This is a genomic window from Cupriavidus sp. OV096 (genome assembly GCF_900115455.1).
Taxonomy (GTDB): Bacteria; Pseudomonadota; Gammaproteobacteria; order Burkholderiales; family Burkholderiaceae; genus Cupriavidus.
On the sequence record NZ_FOWM01000009.1, the window covers coordinates 108,077 to 133,865 of the forward strand.

General features: G+C 67.8%; 21 protein-coding genes. 10 read left to right on the forward strand and 11 right to left on the reverse strand.

Features of this window, described 5'->3' with window-relative positions; genetic code table 11:
* Positions 1–9 precede the first annotated feature (9 nt).
* Both BM115_RS19395 and BM115_RS19400 read left to right on the forward strand, forming a co-directional pair.
* Positions 10–723, forward strand: coding sequence for a glutamine amidotransferase (locus BM115_RS19395; RefSeq protein ID WP_092297728.1), 714 nt, complete (start codon positions 10–12; stop codon positions 721–723).
* Positions 720–1,454, forward strand: coding sequence for an MOSC domain-containing protein (locus BM115_RS19400; protein ID WP_092297731.1), 735 nt, complete (start codon positions 720–722; stop codon positions 1,452–1,454). The genes BM115_RS19395 and BM115_RS19400 overlap by 4 nt, the downstream gene beginning before the upstream one ends.
* Here the strand turns inward: BM115_RS19400 and BM115_RS19405 are convergent.
* Both BM115_RS19405 and BM115_RS19410 read right to left on the reverse strand, forming a co-directional pair.
* Complete coding sequence (locus tag BM115_RS19405; protein WP_092297733.1) at positions 1,441–1,665, reverse strand: DUF1289 domain-containing protein; 225 nt, start codon at positions 1,663–1,665, stop codon at positions 1,441–1,443. The two genes, BM115_RS19400 and BM115_RS19405, sit on opposite strands and share 14 nt — an antisense overlap.
* Positions 1,666–1,767: 102 nt before the next feature.
* Positions 1,768–2,637: an acyltransferase gene (locus BM115_RS19410; RefSeq protein ID WP_092297736.1), complete on the reverse strand. Its 870-nt coding sequence runs from the start codon at positions 2,635–2,637 to the stop codon at positions 1,768–1,770.
* Between the two features lie 223 nt (positions 2,638–2,860).
* Here BM115_RS19410 and BM115_RS19415 point away from each other — a divergent pair, with 223 nt between their 5' ends.
* A complete protein-coding gene (locus BM115_RS19415) occupies positions 2,861–3,295 on the forward strand; it encodes a PaaI family thioesterase (protein ID WP_092297739.1) in 435 nt (144 codons plus the stop codon).
* Positions 3,296–3,351: 56 nt separating this feature from the next.
* Here the strand turns inward: BM115_RS19415 and BM115_RS19420 are convergent, their stop codons facing one another.
* From BM115_RS19420 to prpB, 5 genes are all read right to left on the reverse strand, one after another.
* On the reverse strand, positions 3,352–4,500 hold the full coding sequence (locus tag BM115_RS19420) for an asparaginase (protein ID WP_255370909.1): 1,149 nt from the start codon (positions 4,498–4,500) through the stop codon (positions 3,352–3,354).
* Positions 4,501–4,737: 237 nt separating this feature from the next.
* Positions 4,738–5,934 (reverse strand): 2-methylaconitate cis-trans isomerase PrpF, encoded by a 1,197-nt coding sequence (prpF, locus tag BM115_RS19425; RefSeq protein WP_092297742.1) that lies wholly within the window; start codon positions 5,932–5,934, stop codon positions 4,738–4,740.
* A gap of 28 nt (positions 5,935–5,962) precedes the next feature.
* On the reverse strand, positions 5,963–8,560 hold the full coding sequence (gene acnD / locus BM115_RS19430) for a Fe/S-dependent 2-methylisocitrate dehydratase AcnD (protein ID WP_092297745.1): 2,598 nt from the start codon (positions 8,558–8,560) through the stop codon (positions 5,963–5,965).
* A gap of 66 nt (positions 8,561–8,626) precedes the next feature.
* Positions 8,627–9,781: a bifunctional 2-methylcitrate synthase/citrate synthase gene (gene prpC / locus BM115_RS19435; RefSeq protein ID WP_092297748.1), complete on the reverse strand. Its 1,155-nt coding sequence runs from the start codon at positions 9,779–9,781 to the stop codon at positions 8,627–8,629.
* Between the two features lie 89 nt (positions 9,782–9,870).
* Entirely contained in the window at positions 9,871–10,779 is a 909-nt protein-coding gene (gene prpB / locus BM115_RS19440; protein ID WP_092297751.1) for a methylisocitrate lyase, read from the reverse strand.
* A 351-nt stretch (positions 10,780–11,130) separates the two neighbouring features.
* On the opposite strand from prpB, the gene prpR reads away from it, so the two are divergent.
* On the forward strand, positions 11,131–13,065 hold the full coding sequence (gene prpR, locus BM115_RS19445; RefSeq protein WP_369823506.1) for a propionate catabolism operon regulatory protein PrpR: 1,935 nt from the start codon (positions 11,131–11,133) through the stop codon (positions 13,063–13,065).
* A gap of 139 nt (positions 13,066–13,204) precedes the next feature.
* Here prpR and egtB read toward each other — a convergent pair whose 3' ends face one another.
* Both egtB and BM115_RS19455 read right to left on the reverse strand, forming a co-directional pair.
* On the reverse strand, positions 13,205–14,494 hold the full coding sequence (gene egtB, locus BM115_RS19450) for an ergothioneine biosynthesis protein EgtB (protein ID WP_092297757.1): 1,290 nt from the start codon (positions 14,492–14,494) through the stop codon (positions 13,205–13,207).
* A gap of 283 nt (positions 14,495–14,777) precedes the next feature.
* Entirely contained in the window at positions 14,778–15,398 is a 621-nt protein-coding gene (locus BM115_RS19455) for an FMN-dependent NADH-azoreductase (RefSeq protein ID WP_092297759.1), read from the reverse strand.
* Positions 15,399–15,553: 155 nt separating this feature from the next.
* Between BM115_RS19455 and BM115_RS19460 the strand changes: the two genes are divergently transcribed.
* From BM115_RS19460 to BM115_RS19470, 3 genes are all read left to right on the forward strand, one after another.
* The gene (locus BM115_RS19460) at positions 15,554–16,573 is read left to right on the forward strand and encodes a LysR substrate-binding domain-containing protein (RefSeq protein WP_092297762.1); all 1,020 of its coding nucleotides are present in this window, start codon (positions 15,554–15,556) and stop codon (positions 16,571–16,573) included.
* Positions 16,574–16,694: 121 nt separating this feature from the next.
* Positions 16,695–17,108: a DoxX family protein gene (locus BM115_RS19465; RefSeq protein WP_092297765.1), complete on the forward strand. Its 414-nt coding sequence runs from the start codon at positions 16,695–16,697 to the stop codon at positions 17,106–17,108.
* Positions 17,109–17,112: 4 nt separating this feature from the next.
* Entirely contained in the window at positions 17,113–17,712 is a 600-nt protein-coding gene (locus tag BM115_RS19470; protein ID WP_092297768.1) for a DUF4136 domain-containing protein, read from the forward strand.
* Here the strand turns inward: BM115_RS19470 and BM115_RS19475 are convergent.
* Entirely contained in the window at positions 17,669–18,940 is a 1,272-nt protein-coding gene (locus BM115_RS19475; protein WP_092297771.1) for an EAL domain-containing response regulator, read from the reverse strand. The genes BM115_RS19470 and BM115_RS19475 overlap by 44 nt on opposite strands.
* 173 nt (positions 18,941–19,113) lie before the next feature.
* Here BM115_RS19475 and BM115_RS19480 point away from each other — a divergent pair, with 173 nt between their 5' ends.
* The 3 genes from BM115_RS19480 (at position 19,114) to BM115_RS19490 (ending at position 24,189) form a co-directional block, all read left to right on the forward strand.
* Positions 19,114–22,179, forward strand: coding sequence for an FtsK/SpoIIIE family DNA translocase (locus BM115_RS19480; protein ID WP_092297774.1), 3,066 nt, complete (start codon positions 19,114–19,116; stop codon positions 22,177–22,179).
* Positions 22,180–22,211: 32 nt separating this feature from the next.
* On the forward strand, positions 22,212–22,607 hold the full coding sequence (locus BM115_RS19485; protein WP_092297777.1) for a cupin domain-containing protein: 396 nt from the start codon (positions 22,212–22,214) through the stop codon (positions 22,605–22,607).
* Positions 22,608–22,707: 100 nt separating this feature from the next.
* Positions 22,708–24,189: an ABC transporter permease/substrate-binding protein gene (locus BM115_RS19490; RefSeq protein WP_092297952.1), complete on the forward strand. Its 1,482-nt coding sequence runs from the start codon at positions 22,708–22,710 to the stop codon at positions 24,187–24,189.
* Between the two features lie 18 nt (positions 24,190–24,207).
* On the opposite strand, the gene BM115_RS19495 is transcribed toward BM115_RS19490, so the two are convergent.
* Entirely contained in the window at positions 24,208–25,620 is a 1,413-nt protein-coding gene (locus BM115_RS19495) for an aminotransferase-like domain-containing protein (protein WP_092297780.1), read from the reverse strand.
* Positions 25,621–25,789 lie beyond the last annotated feature (169 nt).

Genomic DNA, 25,789 nt, shown 5'->3' on the forward strand with positions numbered 1-25,789 from the left:
GAATTGACGATGACCGAGACCCGACGCCGCACCGACGTGATCCAGCATGTGCCGTTCGAGCATGCCGGTGTGATTGCGAATGCCGTGCGCGACCGCGGGCACGAGATCCGCGTGTTCCAGGCCGGCGTGGACGACCTGACGCTGGTCGCGGCCGATCCGGCGGACCTGCTGGTGGTGCTGGGCGGGCCGATCGGGGTCTATGAAACCGAGGCCTATCCGTGGCTGGAGGCCGAGATCGCGGTGATCCGCGAGCGGCTCGGCACGCGGCGGCCGATGATCGGCGCCTGCCTGGGCGCGCAGCTGATCGCGGCGGCATCTGGCGCGCGCGTCTATCCGGGCACGCGCGAGATTGGCTGGGGGCCAGTTACGCCGACCGAGGCCGGCCTGCGCTCGCCACTCGCGGCGCTGGCGGACGCCGACTGGCAGGTGCTGCACTGGCACGGCGACACCTTCGACCTGCCGCCTGGCGCCGAACTGCTGGCCTCCACGGCCGGCACGCCGCATCAGGCGTATGCGATCGGCCAGCACGTGCTGGCGCTGCAATTCCACCCCGAGGTGCTGCCCGGCGACATCGAGACCTGGCTGATCGGCCATACCGTGGAACTGGCCAAGGCCGGCATCGACCCGCGCACCATCCGCCGCCGCACCGCCGAGATCGGCGCCACCGTGGCCGCCGCCGGGGAGCGCATGTTCATGCGCTGGCTCGACGAGGCCGGGCTGTGACCGTGCCGGACATCGATATCGCCATCGACGCCTTGCTCGCGGGCAAGGTGCGCCCGTTCGGCCCGAAGGGGGTGCCGAGCGGCATCGACAAGCAGTTGCAGGACGGATCGCTGCGTGTGACCACGCTCGGGCTGGCTGGGGACGAGCAGGGCGATCCGCGCCATCACGGCGGCCCGGAAAAGGCCGTCCATCACTATCCGCGCGATCACTACCCGGCCTGGGCGGCGGAACTGGCGCGGGAAGATGGCGTGACCGATGTCCTGTCGCGCCCCGGTGCCTTCGGCGAGAACCTGAGCACCCGGGGTTTGACGGAAGCGGACGTGTGCATCGGCGACCAGTTCCGGCTCGGTTCGGCGCTGGTGGAGGTCTCGCAGGCGCGCCAGCCATGCTGGAAGCTCAATCACCGCTTTGGCTACGCGGGCATGTCGCGCGCGGTGCAGCAGAGCCAGCGCACGGGCTGGTATTACCGGGTGATCGAGGAAGGCGAGGTACGCGCCGGGGACCGGCTGGTGCTGGCCGCACGGCCTTATCCGCAATGGAGCCTGCAGCGGCTGCTGCACGTGCTCTATGTCGACCGGCTCAACCATGCAGCGCTGGCCGAGATGGCGGAACTGGCGCCGCTGGCGGAAAGCTGGCGAAAACTCGCCCGCGAGCGCGTAGCGCGGCGCGAAGTCGAGGATATGGAGAAGCGGCTGACCGGGGTCATCTCCGGATCCCTCAGCCCTGGCTGAAGCGGCGCGCAGTGCCCTCGCGCGTGATGCGGTCCCAGATCACCTGCTTTTCGGCATCGGAGTAGAACACCCAGTTACTGACCTCGACGGCGGTGCGGCCGCAACCCTGGCAGATCTCATCGAACAAGGTGGAGCAGATGCCGATGCAGGGGCTGTCGGGCCGGTCACTGAGACCTTGGGCTTCGGTAATGTCGGACGGTTCGGCAGGCATGCAGGGGTGGGGCGGGGACGGCTGGAACGATTGGGGGGCCATTATACCGGCCGGCGCCCCGGCGCCAGGGTGTGCAGCCGGAGGCTCAGGGCCGATTCTCGCTCAGGCGTAGAAGCGCGCCTTGTTGCCGGCCAGGAATTTCAGCACGCCGCGCTCGGCGCCGGTCATGGCCTTGACGTAGCGCTTATTCTCCACGCAGCCCAGCGTGGTCTTGCCGGGGCGATTAACGACCGCCTTGTCGTAATCGGCCGCGTGCTTGTAGAACGTGACCTTCTCCACGTCATCCCAGTGCACGGTGATCGCGTCGCCGTCACGCTCCAGGGACGGTGCATCCATCGTTGGCATTCCGGCAATCTGCCCGAGCCAGCCAGCCAGCATCTCGAATTTCTCGTCCAGCGTCACCGGCTTGTAAAAGGACAGCCCGTCCTTGACCTTCGCTGGCGACCCGGCCAGCACCACTTCGGCAGGCGCGTCCTTGGTCAGGTTCGAGCCGATCAGCGCAACCGTGCGACGGCCGATGCGCACGCCAGACGCCACGATGCAAGAGCCGACCAGCCAGACATCGGATTCCACATGGATCGGGCGCTCGCCGAATAGGGTGCAGCCCTCGATCTGCTCGCCGGCGGCCACGTGGGACCAGAGCTGCGAGTACATGCCGACGCGTACGCCATTCTCGATGGTCAGGCCGCCCGTGCCGTCGAGCACCGTGTTCTGCCCGAACCAGCAGTGCTGGCCGATTTCGACACCGGTCTTCGACAGGACCAGGGTGTCTGAATGGAGGGTGGTCCAGTCGCCGATGCGCACGTCGCCACCGTCGACGACCAGCTTGACGCCATCGCCCAGCGACACGTAGTCGCCAATCTGCACGGTGGCGGGGCGCAGGAAAATCACCTGCACGTTCTCGCCAATCGACGTGGCGTTCCCTACCTGAATCATCCCTTCGCCCTTCTGCTGAATCTTCTCTGCGGTCATGGACCTCCTTGTTGTATAGCCGAAGTGTACTACTCGCCACAGGTCGCTCTATGAGTATCCGACTAGGTTGGTGCGGTGTTGCGCCGCAATGAGAAGTAGCACTACCGAGGAAAGAGGCCTTGAGCCTGCTCAACTACCCCTCAGGTCATTGAGCGAATGGGCGGGGCCGGCTAGGCTGGGTGGAATCGAATTCGTACCATGCCGTATGTTCTGGAGCCTTCCTATGCCTGAATCGACTGTGGACCCGCGCCTGGCCGCGATGGTGGCGTCCGTCCTGATGGAATCGCCGGTGGCGCGCACGCTGGGCATCCGCCTGGATGCACTGGCGGTGGACCGCGTGGAGCTGGTGCTGCCGTTCAGCCCGAACAACGTGACGGTGCGGAAGGTCGTGCATGGCGGGGTGATCGCCACGCTGATCGATGTGGCCGGCGCGGCGGCGGCGTTCTCGAACGTGGATCTGGAGGTGGTACGCGGCGGCGCCACCGGGGCGCTGTCGATCCAGTACCTGGCGCCCGCCGATGGCGTGGCGTTACGCGCGGTGGCGGAGGTGATCCGCCGGGGCAAGCGGCAGGTGTCGCTCGAAGTGTCGGTCTACGCCGACGGTGCTAACGAGGGGCCGCTGGTGGCCAAGGCGCTGATGACGACGGCGCTGTTCTGAGGGGGCGAGGGGCGGTGCGGATGCCCCCTCCCGCGGGCGGGAAGGGGCGGGGGACATCAATACTTCCAGAACATCTGTTGCAGCGCCTTCGGGTCGTTGGTCTTGGTCAGCGCCAGCGCCATCAGGATGCGTGCCTTTTGCGGCAGTTGGTCGTCGGTGACGATCCAGTCGTACTTGTCGTCCGGCTGCTCGGCGTTGCGTACCACCACGCCGCTGCCCGTGCGGGAGGCGCGCACGATCTGCACGCCCTTGGCGCGGGCCGCCTTGAGCGGTTCCACCATGTAGTCGCCCACGCTGCCGTTGCCGGTGGCGGCATAGACGATGGCCTTGGCGCCATTCTTCACTGCCGCGTCGATGCTGGCCGGGTTCACGTTGCCGTAGGCGTAGACCACAGCGACTTCGGGCAGCTTGTCGATCTTGTCGATATCGAACTCGGTCTGCGTGGTGTGCGGGCGCGCCAGCGTGCGGTAGTACAGCGTGCGGCCTTCCACCACATAGCCGAGCGGGCCGAACGGCGAGCGGAAGGTCTCGGTCTTGAACGTGTTGGTCTTGGTCACGTCGCGGCCGGTGTGGATCTCGTCGTTCAGCACCACCAGCGTGCCCTTGCCGCGCGACTCGGGCCGGGAGGCCACCAGCACCGCGTCATACAGGTTCAGCGCGCCATCGGCGCCCAGCGCCGTGCCCGGGCGCATCGAGCCGACCACTACCACGGGCTTGTCGCTCTTGAGCGTGAGGTTCAGGAAGTACGACGTTTCCTCGATCGTGTCGGTGCCGTGCGTGATGACGATGCCGTCCACGTCCGGCTGCTTCAGGAGTTCGGACACGCGCTTGCCCAACTTCAGCAGGCGCTCGTTGTTGAAGCTCTCCGAGCCGATCTGGAAGACCTGCTCGCCCTTGACGTTGGCGACCTTCGAAATCTCGGGCACCGAGGCGATGATCTTGTCCACCGGCACCACGGCCGACTGGTAGGCCGCTGTGTTGGTGGCCGATGCGCCTGCGCCGGCGATGGTGCCGCCCGTGCCGATGATGACCACGTTGGCCTTGCGCGCCTCGGCAGGGGCGGTAGTGGTGGTGGCCGGGTCAGCGCCCGGGGCCGGAGCCAGTTGCGCGTGGGCCAGGCCGGACATCAGCCCGGCGGACAGCAGCAGCGCGGCGATGGGTGTCGCCATCGGCTTGGCAAGCGATTTCAGGCAGGTACGTTGCATGATGCTCCTCATGTCGGCAGGTTCGGGCGTCTTGTGGAAGCGCCGCCCCGTGTCTTCGATTCATGGACTCCGTCCGGCGTCGGACGGAGCGAGCACTATACCCACCGGCGGCGGTTGCGTCGACAACCGTCATCGCCCGCAAACGTATGCCCCATAAGACAAAGCGGCATCCTCCCCGGGGGAAGGATGCCGCTTTTTAGAGGTATTGCGAGTTGGGAGACGAGTCGGGCGAAACGGTCAGAACGCGTCGCCCGGCACGCGCACCCAGCCTTCCATCAGCACGCGTGCGCTGCGGCTCATGATGGCCTTGGTGACGGTCCACTGGCCATCGGCCTGGCTGGCCTGCGCGCCCACCCGCAGCGTGCCGGACGGGTGCCCGAAGCGCACCGCCTCGCGCTCGCCGCCGCCGGCTGCGAGGTTGACCAGCGTGCCCGGCACCGCCGCCGCCGTGCCGATAGCCACCGCCGCCGTGCCCATCATGGCGTGGTGCAACTTGCCCATCGACAGCGCGCGCACCAGCAGGTCCACGTCGCCAGCGTTGACGGCCTTGCCGCTGGACGCCGTGTACGAGACCGGCCGCGCCACGAACGCCACCTTCGGCGTGTGCTGGCGCCGTGCGGCCTCGTCGATGTCGCGGATCAGCCCCATGCGCTTTGCGCCGTAGGCCCGGATGGTCTCGAACATCGCCAGCGCCTTCGGATCGCCGTTGATGGCGTCCTGCAGCTCGGTGCCGGTGTAGCCGATGGCGTCGGCATTGACGAAGATCGTCGGAATGCCGGCGTTGATCATCGTCGCCTTGAGCGTGCCCACGCCGGGGACCTCCAGGTCGTCGACGAGGTTGCCGGTCGGGAACATCGCGCCGCCGCCATCCTCGCCTTCCTCGGCGGGGTCCATGAACTCCAACTGCACCTCGGCGGCGGGGAAGGTCACCCCGTCCAGTTCGAAGTCGCCGGTCTCCTGCACCGCGCCGTCCGTCACCGGCACGTGCGCGACGATGGTCTTGCCGATATTGGCCTGCCAGATCCGCACGGTGACCATGCCGCTGCCGCTGCGCGGGATGCGCGCGGCGTCGATGAAGCCGTTGCTGATGGCGAACGGCCCCACGGCGGCGGAGAGGTTGCCGCAGTTGCCGCTCCAGTCGATGAACGGCTGGTCGATCGACACCTGGCCGAACAGGTAGTCCACGTCGTGGTCCGGCCGCGTGCTGGCGCTGATGATTACCGTCTTGCTGGTGCTCGACGTGGCCGCACCCATGCCGTCGATCTGCTTGCCGTACGGGTCCGGGCTGCCGATGACGCGCATCAGCAGCTTGTCGCGCGGCGCGCCGGGCACGCGCGCGGCCTCGGGCAGGTCCTGCAGGCGGAAGAAGACGCCCTTGCTGGTGCCGCCACGCATGTAGGTGGCGGGAATCTTGACTTGCGCTACGTGAGTCATGCTTCGTCCAGTTTCCGGTGAATTCCCATCAAGCCGCGGCACGCGCCGATTCCAGGAAGTCCTGCGCGAACCGTTGCAGCACGCCGCCGGCCTCGTAGATCGACACTTCCTCGGCGGTGTCCAGCCGGCACTGCACCGGCACGTCCACGCGCTCGCCGTTCTTGCGATGGATGACCAGCGTCAGTTCGGCGCGCGGCTTGCGGGCGCCGACGATGTCGTACGTCTCGGTACCATCCAGGCCCAGCGTGGTGCGGTTCACCCCCGGCTTGAACTCCACCGGCAGCACGCCCATGCCAATCAGGTTGGTACGGTGGATGCGCTCGAAGCCCTCGGCCACGATGGCTTCCACGCCGGCCAGCCGCACGCCCTTGGCCGCCCAGTCACGCGACGAGCCCTGGCCATAGTCGGCCCCGGCCACCACGATCAGCGGCTGCTTGCGCTCCATATAGGTCTCGATGGCTTCCCACATGCGCACGACCTTGCCTTCCGGCTCGATCCGCGTCAGCGAACCCTTCTTGATCGTGCCATCGACCACGGCCATCTCGTTGATCAGCGTCGGGTTGGCGAAGGTGGCGCGCTGGGCGGTCAGGTGGTCGCCCCGGTGCGTGGCGTACGAGTTGAAGTCTTCCTCGGGCAGGCCCATCTTCGCCAGGTACTCGCCAGCCGCGCTGTTCAGCATGATGGCGTTCGATGGCGACAGGTGGTCCGTCGTGATGTTGTCCCCCAGCACTGCCAGCGGCCGCATGCCGCGCAGCGTGCGCTCGCCGGCCAGCGCGCCTTCCCAGTACGGCGGACGGCGGATGTAGGTGCTCTGGGCGCGCCAGTCGTAGAGCGGGCTCACGGCCTCGCCCTGGTCCACCGAAATGGCGAACATCGGCTCGTAGACCTTGCGGAACTGCTCCGGCTTCACGCTCTTGGCGACGATCTCGTCGATTTCCTCGTCGCTCGGCCAGATGTCCTTCAGGTAGATCGGCTTGCCGTCGGCGTCCTTGCCCAGCGCATCGCGCTCGATGTCGAAGCGGATCGTGCCAGCGATGGCGTAGGCCACCACCAGCGGCGGCGAGGCCAGGAACGCCTGCTTGGCGTACGGGTGGATGCGGCCGTCGAAGTTGCGGTTGCCGGACAGCACCGCCGTGGCGTACAGGTCGCGGTCGACGATTTCCTTCTGGATCACCGGATCGAGCGCGCCGGACATGCCGTTGCAGGTGGTGCAGGCGAACGCGACGATGCCGAAGCCGAGCTTTTCGAGATCGGGCAGCAGCTTGGCTTCCTCGAGATACAACTCGACCGCCTTGGAGCCCGGCGCCAGCGACGACTTGACCCACGGCTTGCGCGTCAGCCCGCGCGCGTTGGCATTGCGGGCCAGAAGTGCCGCTGCAATCACGTTGCGCGGGTTGCTGGTGTTGGTGCAGCTCGTAATGGCGGCGATGATGACGGCACCGTCGGGCATCTGGCCCGGCACGTCATCCCACTGGCCGGCGATGCCGCGCGCGGCCAGGTCGGACGTCGGCAGCCGCTTGTGCGGGTTCGACGGGCCGGCCATGTTGCGGACCACGGTGGACAGGTCGAAATGCAGCGTGCGCTCGTACTCGGCGTTGGCCAGCGAGTCGGCCCACAGGCCGGCCGTCTTCGCGTAGGTTTCCACCAGCGCGACTTGCGCGTCTTCCCGGCCGGTCAGGCGCAGGTAGGCCAGCGTCTGCTCATCGATATAGAACATCGCGGCCGTGGCGCCGTATTCGGGGGCCATGTTCGAGATGGTCGCGCGGTCGCCCAATGTGAGGCTGGAGGCACCTTCGCCACGGAATTCCAGATAGGCACCGACCACCTTTTCCTTGCGCAGGAACTCGGTCAGGGCCAGCACGATGTCGGTGGCGGTAATGCCGGGCTGGCGCTTGCCAGACAGCTCCACACCGACGATGTCAGGCAGGCGCATCCACGAGGCGCGGCCCAGCATCACGTTCTCGGCCTCCAGGCCGCCCACGCCGATGGCGATCACGCCCAGCGCGTCCACGTGCGGCGTGTGGCTGTCCGTGCCCACCACGGTATCGGGGTAGGCCAGGCCTTGCTCGGCGTGGATCACCGGCGACATCCGCTCCAGATTGATCTGGTGCATGATCCCGTTGCCCGGCGGGATGACGTCCACGTTGCGGAACGCCTTCTTGGTCCAGTTGATGAAATCGAAACGGTCTTCGTTGCGTCGGTCTTCGATGGCGCGGTTCTTGGTGAACGCATCGGGATCGAAGCCGCCGCATTCCACGGCGAGCGAGTGATCGACGATCAGTTGCACCGGCACCACCGGGTTGACCAGCGCGGGGTCGCCGCCCTGGTCGGCAATGGCATCGCGCAGGCCGGCCAGGTCCACCAGCGCGGTCTGGCCCAGGATGTCGTGGCAGACCACGCGTGCGGGGAACCACGGGAAGTCCAGTTCGCGCTTGCGCTCGATCAGTTGTTGCAGCGAGGCGGTCAGCGTGGACGGGTCGCAGCGGCGCACGAGATTCTCGGCCAGCACGCGCGAGGTGTAGGGCAGCTTGTCATAGGCGCCCGGGTGGATGGCTTCCACGGCGGCGCGCGCGTCGAAGTAGTCCAGTTTGGTGCCGGGCAGCGGCTTGCGGTAGGCAGTGTTCATGGCGTGGGGTGGTTATGGAGCGTCCGTGGCGGGCGGCGCGGGGCAGGGGGCCCCGCGCTGCACCGGTCAGCGCTTCTCGATCGGCACGAACTTGAGGTTCTCGGGCCCCGTGTAGTTGGCGCTCGGGCGGATGATCTTGTTGTCGATCCGCTGCTCGATGATGTGCGCGGCCCAGCCCGAGGTGCGGGCGATGACGAACAGCGGCGTGAACATCGCCGTCGGCACGCCCATCATGTGGTAGCTCACGGCGCTGAACCAGTCGAGGTTCGGGAACATCTTCTTGGCATCCCACATCACCGTTTCCAGGCGCTCGGCGATGCTGAACATCTTGGTCGAGCCGGCGTCCTTCGACAGCTTGCGCGCCACTTCCTTGATCACCTGGTTGCGCGGGTCGCCCGTGGTGTACACCGGGTGGCCGAAGCCGATCACGACTTCCTTGTTCTCCACGCGGCGGCGCACGTCGGCCTCGGCTTCGTCCGGGGTGTCGTAGCGCTTCTGGATCTCGAACGCCACTTCATTGGCGCCGCCATGCTTCGGGCCGCGCAGCGCGCCGATGGCGCCACAGATCGACGAATGCATGTCCGAACCCGTACCGGCGATCACGCGCGCGGTGAAGGTGGAGGCGTTGAACTCGTGCTCCGCGTAGAGGATCAGCGACGTTTGCATCGCGCGTTCCCACAGCTTGGACGGCGCCTTGCCGTGCAGCAGGTGCAGGAAGTGGGCGCCGATGGAGTCATCGTCCGTTTCCACCTCGATGCGGCGGCCGTTGTGGCTGTAGTGGTACCAGTACAACAGCATCGAGCCGAGGCTGGCCATCAGCTGGTCGGCGATATCACGCGCGCCCGGCGTGTTGTGGTCGTCCTTCTCGGGCAGCACGTTGCCGAGGACCGACACGCCCGTGCGCATCACATCCATCGGGTGGGCGCTGGCCGGGACCCATTCCAGCGCCGCCTTGACGTTGGCGGGCAGGCCGCGCAGGGACTTCAGCTTGGCCTTGTAGGCGGCCAGTTCGGCCTTGGTCGGCAGCTTGCCGTGCACCAGCAGGTGGGCGATTTCCTCGAATTCGCAGGTATCGGCGATGTCCAGGATGTCGTAGCCGCGATAGTGCAGGTCATTGCCGCTGCGGCCCACGGTGCAAAGCGCGGTATTCCCCGCGGTCACGCCGGACAGGGCGACGGACTTCTTGGGCTTGGGCGTGGCGAGCGGTTGAGCTTCGGACATTGTGGGTCTCCTTGTTGGTCTGGGTGCTGATGGGTACTGATGGGTGCAGATCGTTGTAGATCGAGGCGGATGGTGTCGGGCGGGCTGGCTTACTTGGCCTTGCCCTGCGCGAACAGCGCGTCGAGCTTCTGCTCGTAATCATGGTAGCCGATGCGCTCGTACAGTTCGGCGCGGGTCTGCATGGTGCTGACGACGTTCTTCTGGGTGCCGTCGCGGCGGATGGCCTCGTACACGCTCTCGGCGGCCTTGTTCATGGCGCGGAAGGCGGAGAGCGGGTAGAGCGACATCGCCACGCCCACGCTGCGCAGATCGTCGAGCGTGAAATACGGGGTGGCGCCGAACTCGGTCAGGTTGGCCAGCACCGGCACGCGCACGGCATCGACGAAACGGCGGTACATGTCGAGGTCGGTCATGGCTTCGGGGAAGATGGCGTCGGCGCCGGCTTCCGCGCAGGCCACGGCACGTTCGATGGCCTTGTCGAGGCCTTCCACGGCCAGCGCGTCGGTGCGGGCCATGATGACGAAGTTCTCGTCCGTGCGGGCGTCGACGGCGGCCTTGATGCGATCGACCATTTCGCCCTGGGTGACGATTTCCTTGCCCGGACGGTGGCCGCAGCGCTTGGCGCCAACCTGGTCCTCGATGTGCATCGCGGCGGCGCCGAACTTGATCAGCGAGCGCGTGGTGCGGGCCACGTTGAAGGCGGAAGCGCCGAAGCCGGTATCTACGTCCACCAGCAGCGGAGTGTCGCAGACGTCGGTGATGCGGCGGATGTCGGTCAGTACGTCATCCAGGTTGGAAATGCCCAGGTCAGGCAGGCCGAGCGAGCCCGCGGCCACGCCGCCACCGGACAGGTAGATGGCGCGATAGCCCGCGCGCTTGGCCAGCAGCGCGTGGTTGGCGTTGATGGTGCCGGGAATCTGCAGCGGGCTTTCGTCGGCCAGGGCCTGGCGGAAGCGGGCGCCGGCGGAGCGGGCGAGTTCGGAGGCGGAAAAGGTCATGGGCGTGTGCTTGGAGTGTTCTGGAATGGCATTGAGAGCGGCCAGATAGAGCGCAAGGGGTGTGCCATGTGGTGGCTGGCTTCGCTGGATGGCCGTTCAGATAGATAGATATCGTTAATAAACAACTATCTACGCCGGTAATCTCAACCATCGCGTCAGGTCCGACATAGGCGCTTTCATCACATTCACATTTCAAATATGAAATGCAAGTCGTTCAGGATTGAAAGATCGAACCATCCGGCGCACAATGCAATTGTCTACACGGCCGTTCCCATCATGAGTCTCCTGCCTTCCTCCGCGCCCCTCCATGCGCCCGCCATGCCGGCCGGCGGCCGTCCCCGCATCTGGGCGATGGGCATCAGCCGTCTCTCGCGCGCCTTCGCAGAATTGATCCCGGCCTACGCGGCCCGTGCGGAGTTCCGCATCGTCGGGCGGGCCTTCGAGGCCGCCGCCAGCGCCATCAACCGCGAGGTGCGGGAGGGTCGCGTCGATGTGGTGGTGGCGGGCGGCTCCAACGGTGCCTATCTGCGCCAGCATGTGGATGTGCCCGTGGTGCTGGTCAAGGTGACCGGCTTCGACGTGATGAGCGCGCTGGCCACGGCGCGTCGGATTTCGCCGAAGGTGGCGCTGGTCACCCATGCCTCGACCTACGCCGAAGTCGACGAATTCGTGCGCGCGTTCTCGCTCGACATCCCCCGCTACACCTATCTGACCGAGGATGACGCCACGGCACGTGTGCGGGCGCTCAAGGAAGAGGGCATCCGCGTGGTGGTGGGGCCGGGCATGGTGACCGACCTGGCCGACAAATACGGCTTGATGGGCGTTTTCCTATATTCGGGCAATGCGGTGCGGCTGGCGCTGGAGGATGCGATCGAGGCGGCGCGGCTGCGGCGTATCGAATCCACCCGGCGCGACTACGTGAATACGATCCTGGCCCACCTGAACGAAGGCGTGGCCGCCGTGGACACTGAAGGCCGCGTGCAGGCGTTCAATCCGGCCATGGAACGGTTCCTCGGCACCCCGACCGGCGTGGCCGTAGGGCGCAAGCTGTCCACGCTGGCGCCGGGCCTCGCGCTCGACGCCGTGATGGAAAGCGGCACCCGCGAGCTGGAGGCCATTCACCGGCTGGGCGACCGCATGGTGGTGGTCAACCGCATTCCCATCGTCGGGGAAGCCGGCACCACGGGCGCGGTGCTGACCATTCAGGACGCCAACGCCATCCATCGCGCCGACCGCAACCTGCGCTCGCGCGCCCGCGCCCGCCCGGCCGGGGTGCGCTACAGCCTGGACGACCTGGCCGGCGCCTCCCCGGCGATGAGCGACCTGCGCGCGCTGGCGCGGCGCTACGCGCTGGTCGATTCCACGGTGCTGGTTGGCGGCGAGAGCGGCACCGGCAAGGAAGTGCTGGCGCAGGGCATGCACGACGCCAGTCCGCGCCGCGCTTTCCCGTTCATTGCCGTGAATTGCGCGGCGTTTCCCGAGTCGCTGCTCGAATCCGAACTGTTCGGCTACGAGGAAGGCGCGTTCACCGGCGCCCGGCGCGGGGGCAAGGCGGGCTTGTTCGAATCGGCCCACAACGGCACGTTGTTTCTCGACGAGGTGGGCGACATGCCGCCAGCGCTGCAAACCCGGCTGCTGCGCGTGCTCCAGGAAAAACAGGTGCTGCCGATTGGCGGCATCGAGGCCGTGCCGATCAATGTGCGCGTGATTGCCGCCACGCACCGGGACCTCGCCGCGCGGGTGCGTGAGGGCACCTTCCGCCAGGATCTCTACTACCGGCTCAACATCCTGCGCATTGAAATGCCGCCGCTGCGCGAGCGCGTGGCCGATCTGCCCGATCTCGCCGAACTGCTATACCGGCGCGCGCAGGAGCGGCTCGGCACCAAGGCCCCGCAGCGACTGCCCGCGACGGTGCGGGAGCGCCTGACCCGCTATGCCTGGCCAGGCAATATCCGTGAGCTGGAGAACGTGACGGAGCGGATTGCCGTGCTGGTGGCAGGCGCCGAACTCCAGCCGGCGGCGTTGCAGCGCGAGCTGCAGGCGGCTGTGCCGGAGCTGTTTTCTTCGGAGAACGGCGAGGGGGCGCCAAGGGTGCCGATGGAGATGGAGATGGCGATGCTGACCGCGCCATCGGAAGAGAGCCGCTCGCTGGCCGGCGTGGCCAAGGCGAGCCAGGCGGAGCACATCCGCCGGGTGCTGGCCGAATGCGGCGGCAATCGGACGGCCGCCTGTGCCCAGCTTGGGATCAGTGCCACCACGCTCTGGCGTCGGCTGAAGGAGGGCTGATCAGAACATCGATCGGCCTCTTCGAATCTTAAATTTTTCAATTAACCGCCAGAATTTTGCCCCACCACCGAAAGTCGGGCTGGCAGGGCATGCGGTCGGTCGGTCGGTCGGTCGGTGAGTTAGTCAGCCAATCAGCGGATCACACATCGTCCGCAAGCCGGACGCCCGTGAACTGCCAGCGCTGGTGCGGATAGAAGAAGTTGCGATAGCTGGCCCGGATATGGGATTCCGGCGTCACGCATGAGCCGCCGCGCAGCACCATCTGGCTGCTCATGAATTTGCCGTTGTACTCGCCTACCGCGCCCGCGCTCGGGCGGAAGCCGGGATAGGGCAGGAAGGCGCTGGCCGTCCATTCCCAGACATCGCCGAACATCTGGCGCAAGGCTCCCGAGGTGTTCTGCCGATCCGGCAGCGGCCGCAGCGTGCGGCCTTCCACGAAATTGCCGGTCGCCGATAGGTTGCGCGCCGCGTGCTCCCATTCGGCCTCGGTCGGCAGCCGGCGCTCGGCCCAGCGCGCGAAGGCGTCGGCCTCGAAGAAGCTCACGTGCGTGACTGGGCTGTCCGCATCCACCGGCTGCATGCCGCGCAGCGTCATCTGCCACCACGTGCCGTCGCGCTCTTCCCAGTACAGCGGCGCCTGGATGGCGTTGTCGCAGACCCAGCGCCAGCCATCGGAAAGCCACAGCCCGGCCGTCTGGTAGCCGCCGTCCTCGATGAATTCGAACCATTGATGGTTGCTGACCGGATGCGAGGACAGCGCATACGGCTGCAGCAGCACGTTATGGCGCGGGGTTTCGCAATCGAACGCGAAGTCATCGCCGGCATGGCCGATGGCCACCACGCCGCCCGAGAACTTCAGCCACTCCGGCGCCGGGCGCGGATCGGCGATGACCGGCGCGGTCAGCGCGGGCGCATATGCCGGACGCAGCGGATTCTGGGCGAACAGATGCAGGATGTCGGTCAGCAGCAGTTCCTGATGCTGTTGCTCGTGATTGAGGCCGAGCGTGACCAGCGCGGCTTCCGCGTCGGTCTGGGCATCGGTGAGCAGCGAGAGCATGGATTCGTCCACGGCTTCCCGATAGGCCAGGATCTCGTCCAGCGACGGCCGCGTCAGCAGCCCCCGGCGCGGACGCGGATGCCGCGCGCCGACTGCCTCGTAATAGGAGTTGAACAGGTAGCGGTACTGCGGATCCACCGGCTCGTAGTCGGGGATGCGCGCGGCCAGCACGAATTCCTCGAAAAACCACGTCGTATGGGCCAGATGCCATTTGGCAGGACTGGCGTCGTCCATGGATTGCACGGTTGAATCGGCGTCGGAAATATCCGCCACCATGGCTTCCGTGGCGGCGCGCACGTGCCGGTACTGGCCGAGCAGGGCGGGCTCGTGCGGCGGATGATTGGCGGCGGCAGGCAACAGTGCAGAGGTCATGCAGGCTCCCAGGGACGACTCGAATGCGACGCGATGGCAGGCCGATGGGAATCGACCCGAATCCGACCCATGATAGACCCGTTCGCCCGGCGGAGCGAGCCGGGGGAAGGTGAGGCGGGCCGTAGGCCGATGCCTACACCCGGCGGCACGCGTGACGCACCGCCGCAAGGCCCGGACGCAAAAAAAGGGCCGCGCCCGGAAGGGCGCGGCCTGGAGGAAAAACCGGTGCCAAGGGAGGCGGCACCGTTACCACGGAGGAGCGGAAAGCAGTTCTGGCAGCAGATCAGGCAGCGGCGCGGGTGGCGTCGTTCAGCGCGGCGATGGCCGTGCGGGCGGCGCTCAGGCCAGCTTCGCGGCTGTCCGGGCCCATGGCCAGGCCGTGGGCGCGCACGATCGAGATGTCGGCGATGCCCAGGAAGCGCAGGACCGTATCGACGGTGATTTCATGCAGATCCAGCGCGTCGGCGTTCTGGCGTACGCCACCACGGGACGACACCACGATGGCGCGCTTGCCCTTGAGCAGGCCTTCCGGGCCGGCTTCGGTGTAGCGGAAGGTGCGGCCAGCTTGTGCCACGCGGTCGATCCACGCCTTGAGCTGGCTCGGGATGCCAAAGTTGTATTGCGGTGCGCCAATCACGACGACGTCGGCAGCCAGCAGTTCGGCCAGCCAGGCTTCGGTGCGATCCAGTTCGGCTTGCTGCACGGCGTTCAGGCCATCCTTCGGGCCGCCCAGCACGGGCAGCAGGTTGCCGGTCAGGTGTGCCGGGGCGTCCTGGTCCAGGTCACGCACGGTCACCTTGGCGCCGGGGTTCTTGGCGACCAGGTCGGCCACCACGCTGGCGGTCAGCGAGCGCGAAACGGAGTTGTCACCAAGGACGCTGGAATCGATCTGCAGGATGTTCATGTCTTTCTCCACTAGGGTTCGGTTGGATGGAATGAAAGATAGCGGCTGGGCATTGGTGCCGGTAGTGAGGCAAAATGCAAATAATTGTTCTACCTTCGCAACGACCTGCGTCCTCAACGCCCCCAATCGCCGCCATCGCCTCACCGGAGACCCGGATGCAAGACCTCAATGACCTGTCGCTGTTCGCCCAGGTGGTACAACACGGCAGCTTCTCGGCCGCGAGCCGCGCCAGCGGCGTGCCGAAGTCGCGGCTTTCCCGCCGCATTGCCCAGCTGGAGCGCGACCTGGGCGTCCAGTTGCTGCGCCGGACTACACGTCAGGTGCGCGTAACGCCACTCGGCGAGCAGTACTACGCCCGCTGCCGGGACATGCTCCAGGCCGCCGAAGCCGCGCGGGAAGTGATCGAACATGCCCGCGAGCAGCCGGGAGGATCGCTGCGCATCAGCTGCCCGGTGGCCATCGCCCAGATCCTGCTCGCCCCGTGGATCGGCGGCTTCATGCGCGCCAACCCCGGCATCAAGCTGGAAATCGACGCCACCAACCGGCGCGTGGACGTGATCGGCGAGGGCTACGACCTGGCCCTGCGCGTGCGCGACGTGCTCGAGGACTCCAGCCTCGCCGTGCGTACCTTCGGCAAGGGCGAATTGCGGATGGTGGCCAGCCCGGCGCTGCTGGACAGCATCGGCCGCCCGCGCACCCCGCAGGCGCTGGAAGGCATGCCCGGCGTCGGCCAGCGGCCGCACGATGGCAAGTTCATCTGGACGCTGTTCGACAAAGCCGGCGAATCCGTCCATATCCAGTACGACCCCAAGCTCGTCTGCGACGAATTCGCGCTGCTGCGCGAGGCCGTGCTGGCCGGCGTGGGCGTGGCCATGCTGCCGGGCATGTATTGCCGCGACGAGATCGCGCGCGGCGACATGGAAGTCGTCCTGCCCCAGTGGGATTTGCCGATGGGCGTCCTCCATGCGGTGTTTCCGTCACGCAAAGGCGTGACGCCGCCGCTGCGCCGCTTCCTCGATTTCCTGGCCGAGGTACTGCCCGAGACCGCCCGCCGGGTGGGCATGATGACGACGGGCGTCATGCCGATGCACGCGGCGCCGCCTTTCGCGGCGCCTCCGCCGTTGGCCCCGTCTTCGACCATGCTTTCGCCCCCGAAGGACGAGCCCCAGCCCTGACCTCGCCATCTGGGCATTGCGCCTTTACCTTCACGCCGGTACACACTAAGGTACTTGTGCGGCGCCCCGGAGGGCGGGGGCCGTACCCCCGTTTCCAAACCAAGGGCAAGGAGGCGCAGCAATGAGTCGCACGCAAGGTTCGCAGGACCTGGGCAAGGCCGTTATCCGGATCGTGTTGGGCGTGTTGATCCTGCTCCACGGCATTGCCAAGCTGATGGCGGGACCCGGCTTCGTCATCCAGACGGTGACCCAGGCCGGGCTGCCTTCCTATGTGGCCTACGGGGTCTATATCGGCGAGGTGGTGGCGCCCATCCTCCTGATCATCGGCCTATGGACGCGGCCGGCGGCGCTGATCGTGGCCATCAACATGATCTTCGCGCTGGCGCTGGTGCATGCGGGCCAGCTCAATATGATCAACAAGAACGGCGGCTGGGAGCTGGAGTTGCAGGGCATGTTCCTGGCCAGCGCCATCGCCGTGGCGCTGCTGGGCGCGGGCCGCCTCAGCGTGGGCGGCGTCGACGGCAAGTGGAACTGACACCATGCGCACCCAGCTTCCGATCCAGATCCTGAGCCGCGCCCGGGGCGTATTCGGCGCTGCGGCGCTTGCCGCACTCGCCGGCTGCGCCACCGGCCCGGATATCCGCACCGACTACAACCGCACGGCGGACTTCTCCGCCTATCGCACCTTTGGCTTCGTCGCCCGGCCCGGCACCGACCGACAGGGCTACGAGAGCCTGACCACGCAATATCTGAAGACGGCGGTCCAGCGCGAAATGACGGCGCGCGGCTATCGGTATACCCAGCAGTCGCCGGACCTGCTCGTCAACTTCAACGCGCGGCTGCGCCAGAAGGTGGTCAGCGACCCGGCGCCGATGCCGCCGCCCGGCTACATGGGTTACTACGCCTATCGCGGCGGCATGTACGGGCCGTGGCCGGGCTACGGCTTCTACAACGACACCTACGTGTATACAGAAGGCACGCTCAATATCGATCTGGTCGATGCCCGGAAGAACCAGTTGGTCTGGGAGGGCGTGGCGCAGGGCGATGCGAGCCGCGTGGATCCGCAGGACAGCCAGCCGGCGCTGGACGCCGTCGTCACTCAGATTTTCGCGAAATATCCGTTCCGGGCGGCGCCGTAAGGCCGGCCCATGCCGGCGCCGCGGCGAGGAAATCGTCCGGCGCCAGCGGGGCCGCGGCGAGGAAATCGTCCGGCGCCAGCGGGGCCGACCACAGATAGCCCTGTCCCAGATCGCAGCCAAGCGACGCCAGCGCCGCGCGCTGCGACACCGTTTCCACGCCTTCCGCCACGCATTCGCGCCGCAGGTCGCGCGCCAGCGCAATCACGTGCCGGCAGATCGCCGTACGCTGGTCGTCCCCATCCACATGTTTGACGAACGAGCGATCCAGCTTGATCTGCGTGAATGGCAGATCCGCGAGTAATTTCAACGTGGCGATGCCCATGCCGAAGTCGTCGATCGCCACGCCATAGCCCAGCAGCCGCAACTGGTTGAGCGCCACGGACAGCGCCACGGTGTCCGGCACCGGGAATTCCTCGGTCAGTTCGATCACCAGTTGCCGGCGGGGCAGGCCGGCGGCGGCGACCATCGCGTCCAGCCTCGGCAGCGTCTCCGGCCGGCAAAGCGTGCGCGCCGAGGCGTTGACGCCCAGCACGATCTCCAGCCCGGCTGCGCGCAGGCGCCGATGCATGGCCACGCAGGCATCAATCGCCATAAAGAGGATGGGGTCGGCGGCGTCGAGCATTTCCAGCCGGGCGATGAAACGGTCCGGCGGCACGTTGCCCAGCGTGGGATGGCGCCAGCGGCACAGCGCCTCGGCCCCCGCCAGCCGGCCCGTGGCGAGGGCGAACTGCGGCTGGAGCACGATGTGGAGGCCATCGGGCACGGCGGCGAGCAGGGTGGCATCGTCGGGCGTCGCCGCGTCCGGCCGCGCGCCATCGCCCCGGGCCGCCTCGGCCAGGATGCCAGCCAACTCGGCCTGCTCCAGCGGTTTGCGCAGCGCGTGTACCGCACGCAGGCCGAGCGCTTCGGCCAGACGCTGGTGCGAATCGAGGATGTCGGCATCCTGCGCGGTCATCCAGACCCAGGCCGGTGCCGTGGCCGCGAAAGCCCGATCCCCGCGCCGCGCCAGCTCGGCCATCAGGCCCGGGCCGTTGAGCCGGGGCATCGCGATGTCGCAGAACACCACGTCGAACGATTGCGCGGTGAGCCGGTCCAACGCGGTCGCGCCATCGTCGGCTTCCACGATCTGCGTCGCGCCGAGTGCGCGCAGCATGTCGGCGGCCACCGCGCGCTGGAATGCGTGGTCTTCCACCAGAAGAATGCGCAGCGTGGAAATCGGCGAGGTCATACGGAGAGGGGGAGGAGAGAAGAACGTTGCGGCGATGGTACTCCCGCGTCGTCGCTGGTCATGCAGAGTCAGAGAATCCTCTGATTTTTGGCAATTGGCCGGGATTGGCGCCATCCGGGGCGCTCAGACCCGCTACAATCGCTGCCCGTAGTTTTGACGTTTTCATATTCATCATGGGTCTGGGCTGGTTCGGATTGTCGACCTTCTGGCTGTTGCCGCTGGCATGGCGCACAGCAACGCGCGCGCTCGCCGGCGACCGCCGGCCGTTTGGTCGTGGCTCGCTGCGGGTGTGGCTGGGTACGCTGCTGGTGCTGGGCGCCAGCGCCACGCTGGAGTCCCTGACGGCGGCCGAAGGCGAGGGCGCCGGCGGCGCCGTGGGGCACGCGCTGGCGGGGCTGGCGTCGAACCTGCTGGGCTGGACCGGCGCGCTGCTGATGATGCTGGCCGTGCTAGGGCTGGCCGCACCGATGGTCTTTGGCGAAACGTGGCGCAGCCTGTTCCTGCTGCGCAAGCCGCGCGCGCAGGAAGATGCGCCGCGTCAGCCGGCACGTCCCGCCGCACGACCCGAGTCCCGGTCCGATGCCGGCGCATTCGCTGGCGCGGCAGCGTCGCCGTCGATGGCCGCTGGCCGCGAGGGGCTGGACCGTTGGGAAACCACGTCCCTGCCTACCCATAGCGCCGCCGGCTGGAGCCCCACGCCCCCGCGCACCAAGCAGATCGAAGCCGTCTCCGCACGCAAGCAGCCCGCATGGCAGCCGCCCCCGCGCACGCGCCAGTCGCCGCCGCAACCGGGCGAGATCTGGCTGCATCACGCCGATTCGCCCGGCGCTGTGAAGGCCGCGCCCGCCAAACCGGCGCCCGTGATGCCGCCGCCAGCCGCGAAGCCGGCGCCGGTGTCGCCGGCCCGGGCCGGTGTACCCAACCCCGCTCCCACCCCTGCGCCACAAAAGCCCGCCGCGCCGCGCGCGACCGTGGTGAGCAGCCCATTCCGCAATCCTGCGCTCGGCCTGCGCTCGGCCATCACCACGCTGCCGGAAGCCGCACAGGCTGCGACGGTAGCGGCGGCGGTGGCGGCGGCCCCGTCCGACGTGGCCGTCATGGAGCCGCCCGCCGTCACGGCGACGATGCCGATGGAGCCAGAAGTCGTGGCACGCGCGGAAGCGATCGTGAACGGGATCGACGATCTCGCCACAGTGGATACCGTGGATACCCCCGCGCCTGCCGCCGTCCCCGCGACACCCGACGCACCCGTGACGATGGCCGCGATCCGCCAGGAGGCCTTGGAACTGCTGGCCGAACTGCGCGCGCTGGCGGGCCGGGCAGGGCAGGAAGTGGCGCCCCATGCAGTGGCAGAAACAGTGGCAGAAACGCCCGTTGCCGAGCCAGAAGCGGTGGAAGAGCCCGTGGCGGCAGTGCTTGCCGAGCCGGAAGCCGCACCGGAGCCCATCGCTGAACCCCAACCCGAGCCAGAGCCGGAACCCGAACCCACGTTCTCCGTGGCGGACGCCGTGGCATCCGCCGATTTCGTCATCGAAGCGCCCACGCCGTCACCAGCCGCCGCCGAGGCATCGGAAGACGATGCAAGCGACGACACCAGCGACGACGTCCCGCCCGCGTTCGACGCCAACACGCTGGTCCAGCCCGCGCCCAAGCCGCGCATCGTGCTGCCTGCGGTGGTCGGCCGGACCGTGCCGCTGACGCCGGCCGCTGCGCCTGTAGCAACCCCCGCCCCGGTCACCCCGCCGCCGCCCCGTATCGTGGATTACCGCCTCCCGAGCGCCAGTCTGCTCGAAGCGGCCGTCGAGAACGGCGAGGAAGTGTCCGAAGAACATCTGCGCGAAACGGGCGAACTGATCGCCCAGCGTCTGGCCGAGTTCAAGGTGCCGGTGTCGGTGGTCGGCGCCAGCGCCGGGCCGGTCATCACGCGCTTCGAGGTGGATCCGGCCATGGGCGTGCGTGGTGCACAGGTGGTGGGGCTGATGAAGGACCTCGCGCGCGCGCTCGGCGTGACGTCGATCCGCGTGGTGGAAACCATTCCCGGCAAGACCTGCATGGGGCTGGAGCTGCCCAATGCCAAGCGCCAGATGATCCGGCTGTCCGAGATCGTGGCCGGCGCGGCGTTCCAGGCGCATGCCTCGCGGCTGGTGCTGGCGATGGGCAAGGACATCACCGGCAACCCCGTGGTGACCGACCTCGCCCGCGCGCCGCACCTGCTGGTGGCCGGTACCACCGGCTCGGGCAAGTCCGTCGCGGTCAACGCGATGATCCTGTCGATGCTGTACAAGGCCACGCCGGAAGACGTGCGCCTGATCATGATCGACCCCAAGATGCTCGAACTGTCCGTGTACGAGGGCATTCCGCACCTGCTGGCGCCCGTGGTCACGGACATGAAGCAGGCCGCGCACGCGCTGAACTGGTGCGTGGGGGAGATGGAAAAGCGTTATCGGCTGATGTCCGCGCTCGGCGTGCGCAATCTGGCCGGCTACAACCAGAAGATCCGCGCGGCCGAGGCGGCCGGCGAGAAGGTGCGCAACCCGTTCTCGCTGACGCCGGACGCGCCCGAGCCGCTGTCCACGCTACCGCTCATCGTGGTGGTAATCGACGAACTGGCCGACCTGATGATGGTGGCCGGCAAGAAGATCGAGGAACTGATCGCCCGACTGGCGCAGAAGGCGCGCGCCGCCGGTATCCATCTGATCCTGGCCACGCAGCGGCCGTCCGTGGACGTCATCACGGGCCTGATCAAGGCCAATATCCCGACGCGCGTGGCGTTCCAGGTGTCGTCGAAGATCGATTCGCGGACCATTCTCGACCAGATGGGCGCCGAAAGCCTGCTGGGGCAGGGCGACATGCTGTTCCTGCCGCCCGGCACCGGCTACCCGCAGCGCGTGCATGGCGCGTTCGTGGCGGACGACGAGGTGCACCGGGTGGTGGAGCACTGGAAGCAGTTCGGCGAGCCTGACTATGATGAAGCCATCCTGGCCGGCGACACGCCGGAAGGCGCCACCGACCTGTTTGGCGAGACCGGCGGCGAGGGCGAATCCGACCCGCTGTACGACGACGCGGCCTCGTTCGTGCTCAACTCGCGGCGGGCGTCGATTTCCGCCGTGCAGCGCCAGCTGCGCATCGGCTACAACCGTGCCGCACGGCTGATCGAGCAGATGGAAGCGGCGGGGCTTGTCTCGCCGATGGGCCGCAACGGCACGCGCGAGGTGCTCGCCCCGGGCGGACCCGAGTAACGCCCCGGCAGGCCAGGCGGAGGAAACCAGCGATGACACCGATCCACGGCAACCTGCTGCAAGACGTGCCGGCGAACGCGCCGGGCGAGGTGTTTACCGCGCTGACCCAATGGCCGGGTGCCGGAGATGTGCGGATCGAGCGGATCGTCTCCAACGGGCAGGCCAGCCCGCCCGGCTTCTGGTACGACAACCCCGAGGACGAATGGGTGGTCGTGGTCAGCGGCAGCGGCGCGGTGGAGATCGAGGCCGGCGCCACGCACACGCTGGGCGCCGGCGACTGGCTGCACCTGCCGGCCCATTGCCGCCACCGCGTGGCCTGGACCGACGCCGCCCAGCCGACGATCTGGCTGGCCGTGCATGTTGCACGCCAGCCCTCCGGCGACCAACCCCCCGGCCAATCCGCCAACCAGGCTGGCCCAACTTCCTGATCCACTGCCGTTATGATGTCGGGACATCCCCACGCGGAGCCCCGGCTTGCCTGCCTCGACCCAGCGTTTTCCCACCGCATTCCCGCTGCTCGTGGCGTGGATGGCGCTCATGGCGGCCCTGCTGTGCGCCCGCCCTGCCCAGGCCGAGCCGCTGCGCGTTGGCTCCAAGCGCTTCACCGAGTCGTACATCCTCGGTGAAATCCTGACCCAGACTGCCGCCGCTGCGCACAGCGAGGCGCGCCATCTGCCGGGCCTGGGCAACACCGCCATCGTCTTCGAGGCGCTCAAGGCGGGCAGCATCGACCTCTATCCCGACTACACCGGCACGCTGGCCGGCGAGATCCTGAAGCTGCCGCCGGGCGCCACGCTGGCCCAGATCAACGCGGCGCTGGCGCCGATGGGCCTTGGCGCGGGCATCCCGCTGGGCTTCGAGAATACCTATGCGATTGCGGTGGCCGACGCCCGCGCGGGCAATCTGCGCAAGCTGTCCGACCTCGCCGGCCAGCCCCGGCTGCGGCTTGGCCTGTCGCACGAGTTCCTGGGCCGGGCCGATGGCTGGCCGATGCTGGCGCAGCGCTATGGCCTGACGCAGCGGCCGGTCGGCATCGACCATGGCATTGCCTACGAGGCGCTGGCCGAGGGGCAGATCGACGCCACCGACATCTATTCCACCGACGCCAAGATCCGCAAATTCCACCTGCGCGTGCTGGAGGACGACCGGCATGTCTTTCCACCTTACGAAGCCGTGATCGTCTATCGGCTCGACGCGCCGCGCCGGCATCCGGCCGCATGGCAGGCGTTGCAGGGACTGGCCGGCCGGATCAGCGTGACGGACATGATCGACATGAATGCGGCGGCCGAGATCGATGGGGAGTCGTTCGCGGCCATCGCCCGGCGGTTCGTGGGCGGGGCGGGGGTCGCGTCGACGGGGGAAAAGAAGGGCGACCGGCGCGATGGCCTCGGCGGGGTGCTCTGGAGCGCCGATACCTGGCGGCTGACCGTGCGGCATCTGTCGCTCGTCGGCGGCGCAGTAGGGGCGGCCACGCTGCTGGGCGTGCCGCTCGGGATTGTCGCGGCGCGCCGGCGCCGGCTCGGGCAGGCGGTGTTGGCCGTGGTGAGCGTCTTGCAGACGATTCCCTCGCTGGCCCTGCTGGCCATGCTGATCCCGCTGCTGGGCCAGATCGGCGTCTGGCCGGCCATGGTTGCGCTGTTCCTCTACGCGCTGCTGCCCATTGTCAGAAACACCTGTACTGGATTGCAACAAATCGCGCCGGGCATGCGGGATGCGGCGCGCGCGCTGGGCTTCCGGACCGGGCAGGTGCTGCGCTATGTGGAGTTGCCGCTGGCGATGCCGATCATCCTGGCCGGTGTGAAGACGGCCGCCATCATCAGCGTGGGCACGGCGACCATCGCCGCCTTCGTCGGGGCCGGCGGCTACGGCGAGCGGATCGCCACCGGTCTGGCGCTCAACGATTCCACGCTGCTGCTGGCCGGCGCCGTGCCGGCGGCGGTGCTGGCCCTCGTTATGCAAGGCGGCTTCGGGCTGGTGGAAGCCTACTGGGCCTGGCGTCGCCGCGCCTGAATCGTCGGGCTTCGTCGGCTATCGGCCGGCTTTCGCCAGTGTGCCCAGTGTCTTCACCGCAGCCTCGGCCGTCTCGTTCCAGGCGTGCCCGTAGTTGATCCGGATGCAATGGCGAAAGCCCTGCCGCGCCGAGAACACCGGCCCCGGCGCAATGCCGATACCCGCCGCCCGGGCCGCCTGATGCAGCGCCAGCGCGTCGAAGCCTTCGCCCAACTCCACCCACAGGAAATAACCGCCGTCAGGCCGCGATACGCGTACATCGTCGGGGAAATACCGGCCAATGGCGTCGATCATCTGCCCCTGCTGCATTTCCAGCACATGGCGCAGCCGGCGCAGATGCTTGTCGTAGCTGCCATGGCGCAGGTATTCGGCCAACGCCAGCTGCGTGGGCACGCCAGCGGAGAGCGTAGTCATCAGCTTCAGATGGCGGATGGCTTCGCCGTAGCGCCCGGGCGCCACCCAGCCGATGCGGAAACCCGGCGCCAGCGTCTTCGAGAACGAACTGCAGTGCATCACGAGCCCTTCGGTGTCGAACGCCTTGGCCGGCAGCGGGCAGCGGTTGCCGAAGTACAGCTCGCCATAGACATCGTCCTCGATCAGCGGCACGCCGTGGCGCGCGAGCAGGGCCACCAGCGCGCGCTTGCGGTCCTCGGCCATGCTGGCGCCCATCGGGTTCTGGAACTGGGTCATGAACCAGCACGCTTTGATGCGATGGCGCCCGAGGGCGGCCTCCAGTGCGTCCAGATCGAGGCCATCGACGGGATCGACCGGAATTTCCACCGCCTTGAGCCGGAGCCGCTCCAGCGCCTGGAGCGCGGCGTAGAACCCCGGCGATTCAATGGCCACCACATCGCCCGGCTCGGTCACGGCCATCAGGCAGAGGTTCAGGGCGTCGAGCGCGCCGTTGGTGACGATGATGTCGTCCACCGGCTGCGGCGCGCCGGTGCCGAGGTAGCGCAGGCCGATCTGCTGCCGCAGCGCGGCATTGCCCGGCGGCAGGTCGTCCACGCTGTTCCACGGATCGAGTTCGCGGCCGGCGCGCGCCAGCGCCTTGCCCAGCCGCTCCCACGGGAACAGCTCGGGCGAGGGAAAGGCGGAGCCGAACTGCACCAGATCGCGCTCGCGCGCGCCGTCGAGCACGGAGAAGACCAGCCGGGAGACATCGACCTCGGTCGACACCTTCTGCGGCGCGTGCGCCCGGGGCGCCGGCAGCACGCGGGTGGCCGCGCCCGCCACGTAGTAGCCGGATCGCTCGCGCGCCCGCACCAGCCCGCGCTCCTCGAGCCGGTAGTAGGCCTGGAAGGCCGTGGACGGGCTCACGCCATGCTGGGCCACGGTCTTGCGGATGGAGGGCAGGCGCGTGCCGGGCGGCAGCGTGCCGTTGCGGATGTCGGCGGCCAGTGTCTCGGCCAACGCTTCATAACGTTTCATGCTTTGGGAATCGGCGCAAATCTGATACGGTAAAAAGTCATGCGGCTGATTCTGTTCCGTTTCGGGCTCAGGCCGCAAGATGTCGGGTCCAATCCGTCCCCATGCAGTCCGATTACAGGATGCGCCCCATGCGATGTTTCGGAAGGTGGTTGCCGGCCGCCCTCGCCGC

Excerpts from the sequence above, each read along its gene's own strand:
- BM115_RS19395 (WP_092297728.1), top strand. The coding sequence starts at position 10 with ATGACCGAGACCCGACGCCGCACCGACGTGATCCAGCATGTGCCGTTC.
- BM115_RS19405 (WP_092297733.1), bottom strand. The coding sequence starts at position 1,665 with ATGCCTGCCGAACCGTCCGACATTACCGAAGCCCAAGGTCTCAGTGAC.
- BM115_RS19410 (WP_092297736.1), bottom strand. The coding sequence starts at position 2,637 with ATGACCGCAGAGAAGATTCAGCAGAAGGGCGAAGGGATGATTCAGGTA.
- BM115_RS19415 (WP_092297739.1), top strand. The coding sequence starts at position 2,861 with ATGCCTGAATCGACTGTGGACCCGCGCCTGGCCGCGATGGTGGCGTCC.
- BM115_RS19420 (WP_255370909.1), bottom strand. The coding sequence starts at position 4,500 with ATGCAACGTACCTGCCTGAAATCGCTTGCCAAGCCGATGGCGACACCC.
- prpF (WP_092297742.1), bottom strand. The coding sequence starts at position 5,934 with ATGACTCACGTAGCGCAAGTCAAGATTCCCGCCACCTACATGCGTGGC.
- acnD (WP_092297745.1), bottom strand. The coding sequence starts at position 8,560 with ATGAACACTGCCTACCGCAAGCCGCTGCCCGGCACCAAACTGGACTAC.
- prpC (WP_092297748.1), bottom strand. The coding sequence starts at position 9,781 with ATGTCCGAAGCTCAACCGCTCGCCACGCCCAAGCCCAAGAAGTCCGTC.
- prpB (WP_092297751.1), bottom strand. The coding sequence starts at position 10,779 with ATGACCTTTTCCGCCTCCGAACTCGCCCGCTCCGCCGGCGCCCGCTTC.
- prpR (WP_369823506.1), top strand. The coding sequence starts at position 11,131 with ATGGGCATCAGCCGTCTCTCGCGCGCCTTCGCAGAATTGATCCCGGCC.
- egtB (WP_092297757.1), bottom strand. The coding sequence starts at position 14,494 with ATGACCTCTGCACTGTTGCCTGCCGCCGCCAATCATCCGCCGCACGAG.
- BM115_RS19455 (WP_092297759.1), bottom strand. The coding sequence starts at position 15,398 with ATGAACATCCTGCAGATCGATTCCAGCGTCCTTGGTGACAACTCCGTT.
- BM115_RS19460 (WP_092297762.1), top strand. The coding sequence starts at position 15,554 with ATGCAAGACCTCAATGACCTGTCGCTGTTCGCCCAGGTGGTACAACAC.
- BM115_RS19465 (WP_092297765.1), top strand. The coding sequence starts at position 16,695 with ATGAGTCGCACGCAAGGTTCGCAGGACCTGGGCAAGGCCGTTATCCGG.
- BM115_RS19470 (WP_092297768.1), top strand. The coding sequence starts at position 17,113 with ATGCGCACCCAGCTTCCGATCCAGATCCTGAGCCGCGCCCGGGGCGTA.
- BM115_RS19475 (WP_092297771.1), bottom strand. The coding sequence starts at position 18,940 with ATGACCTCGCCGATTTCCACGCTGCGCATTCTTCTGGTGGAAGACCAC.
- BM115_RS19480 (WP_092297774.1), top strand. The coding sequence starts at position 19,114 with ATGGGTCTGGGCTGGTTCGGATTGTCGACCTTCTGGCTGTTGCCGCTG.
- BM115_RS19485 (WP_092297777.1), top strand. The coding sequence starts at position 22,212 with ATGACACCGATCCACGGCAACCTGCTGCAAGACGTGCCGGCGAACGCG.
- BM115_RS19490 (WP_092297952.1), top strand. The coding sequence starts at position 22,708 with ATGGCGCTCATGGCGGCCCTGCTGTGCGCCCGCCCTGCCCAGGCCGAG.
- BM115_RS19495 (WP_092297780.1), bottom strand. The coding sequence starts at position 25,620 with ATGAAACGTTATGAAGCGTTGGCCGAGACACTGGCCGCCGACATCCGC.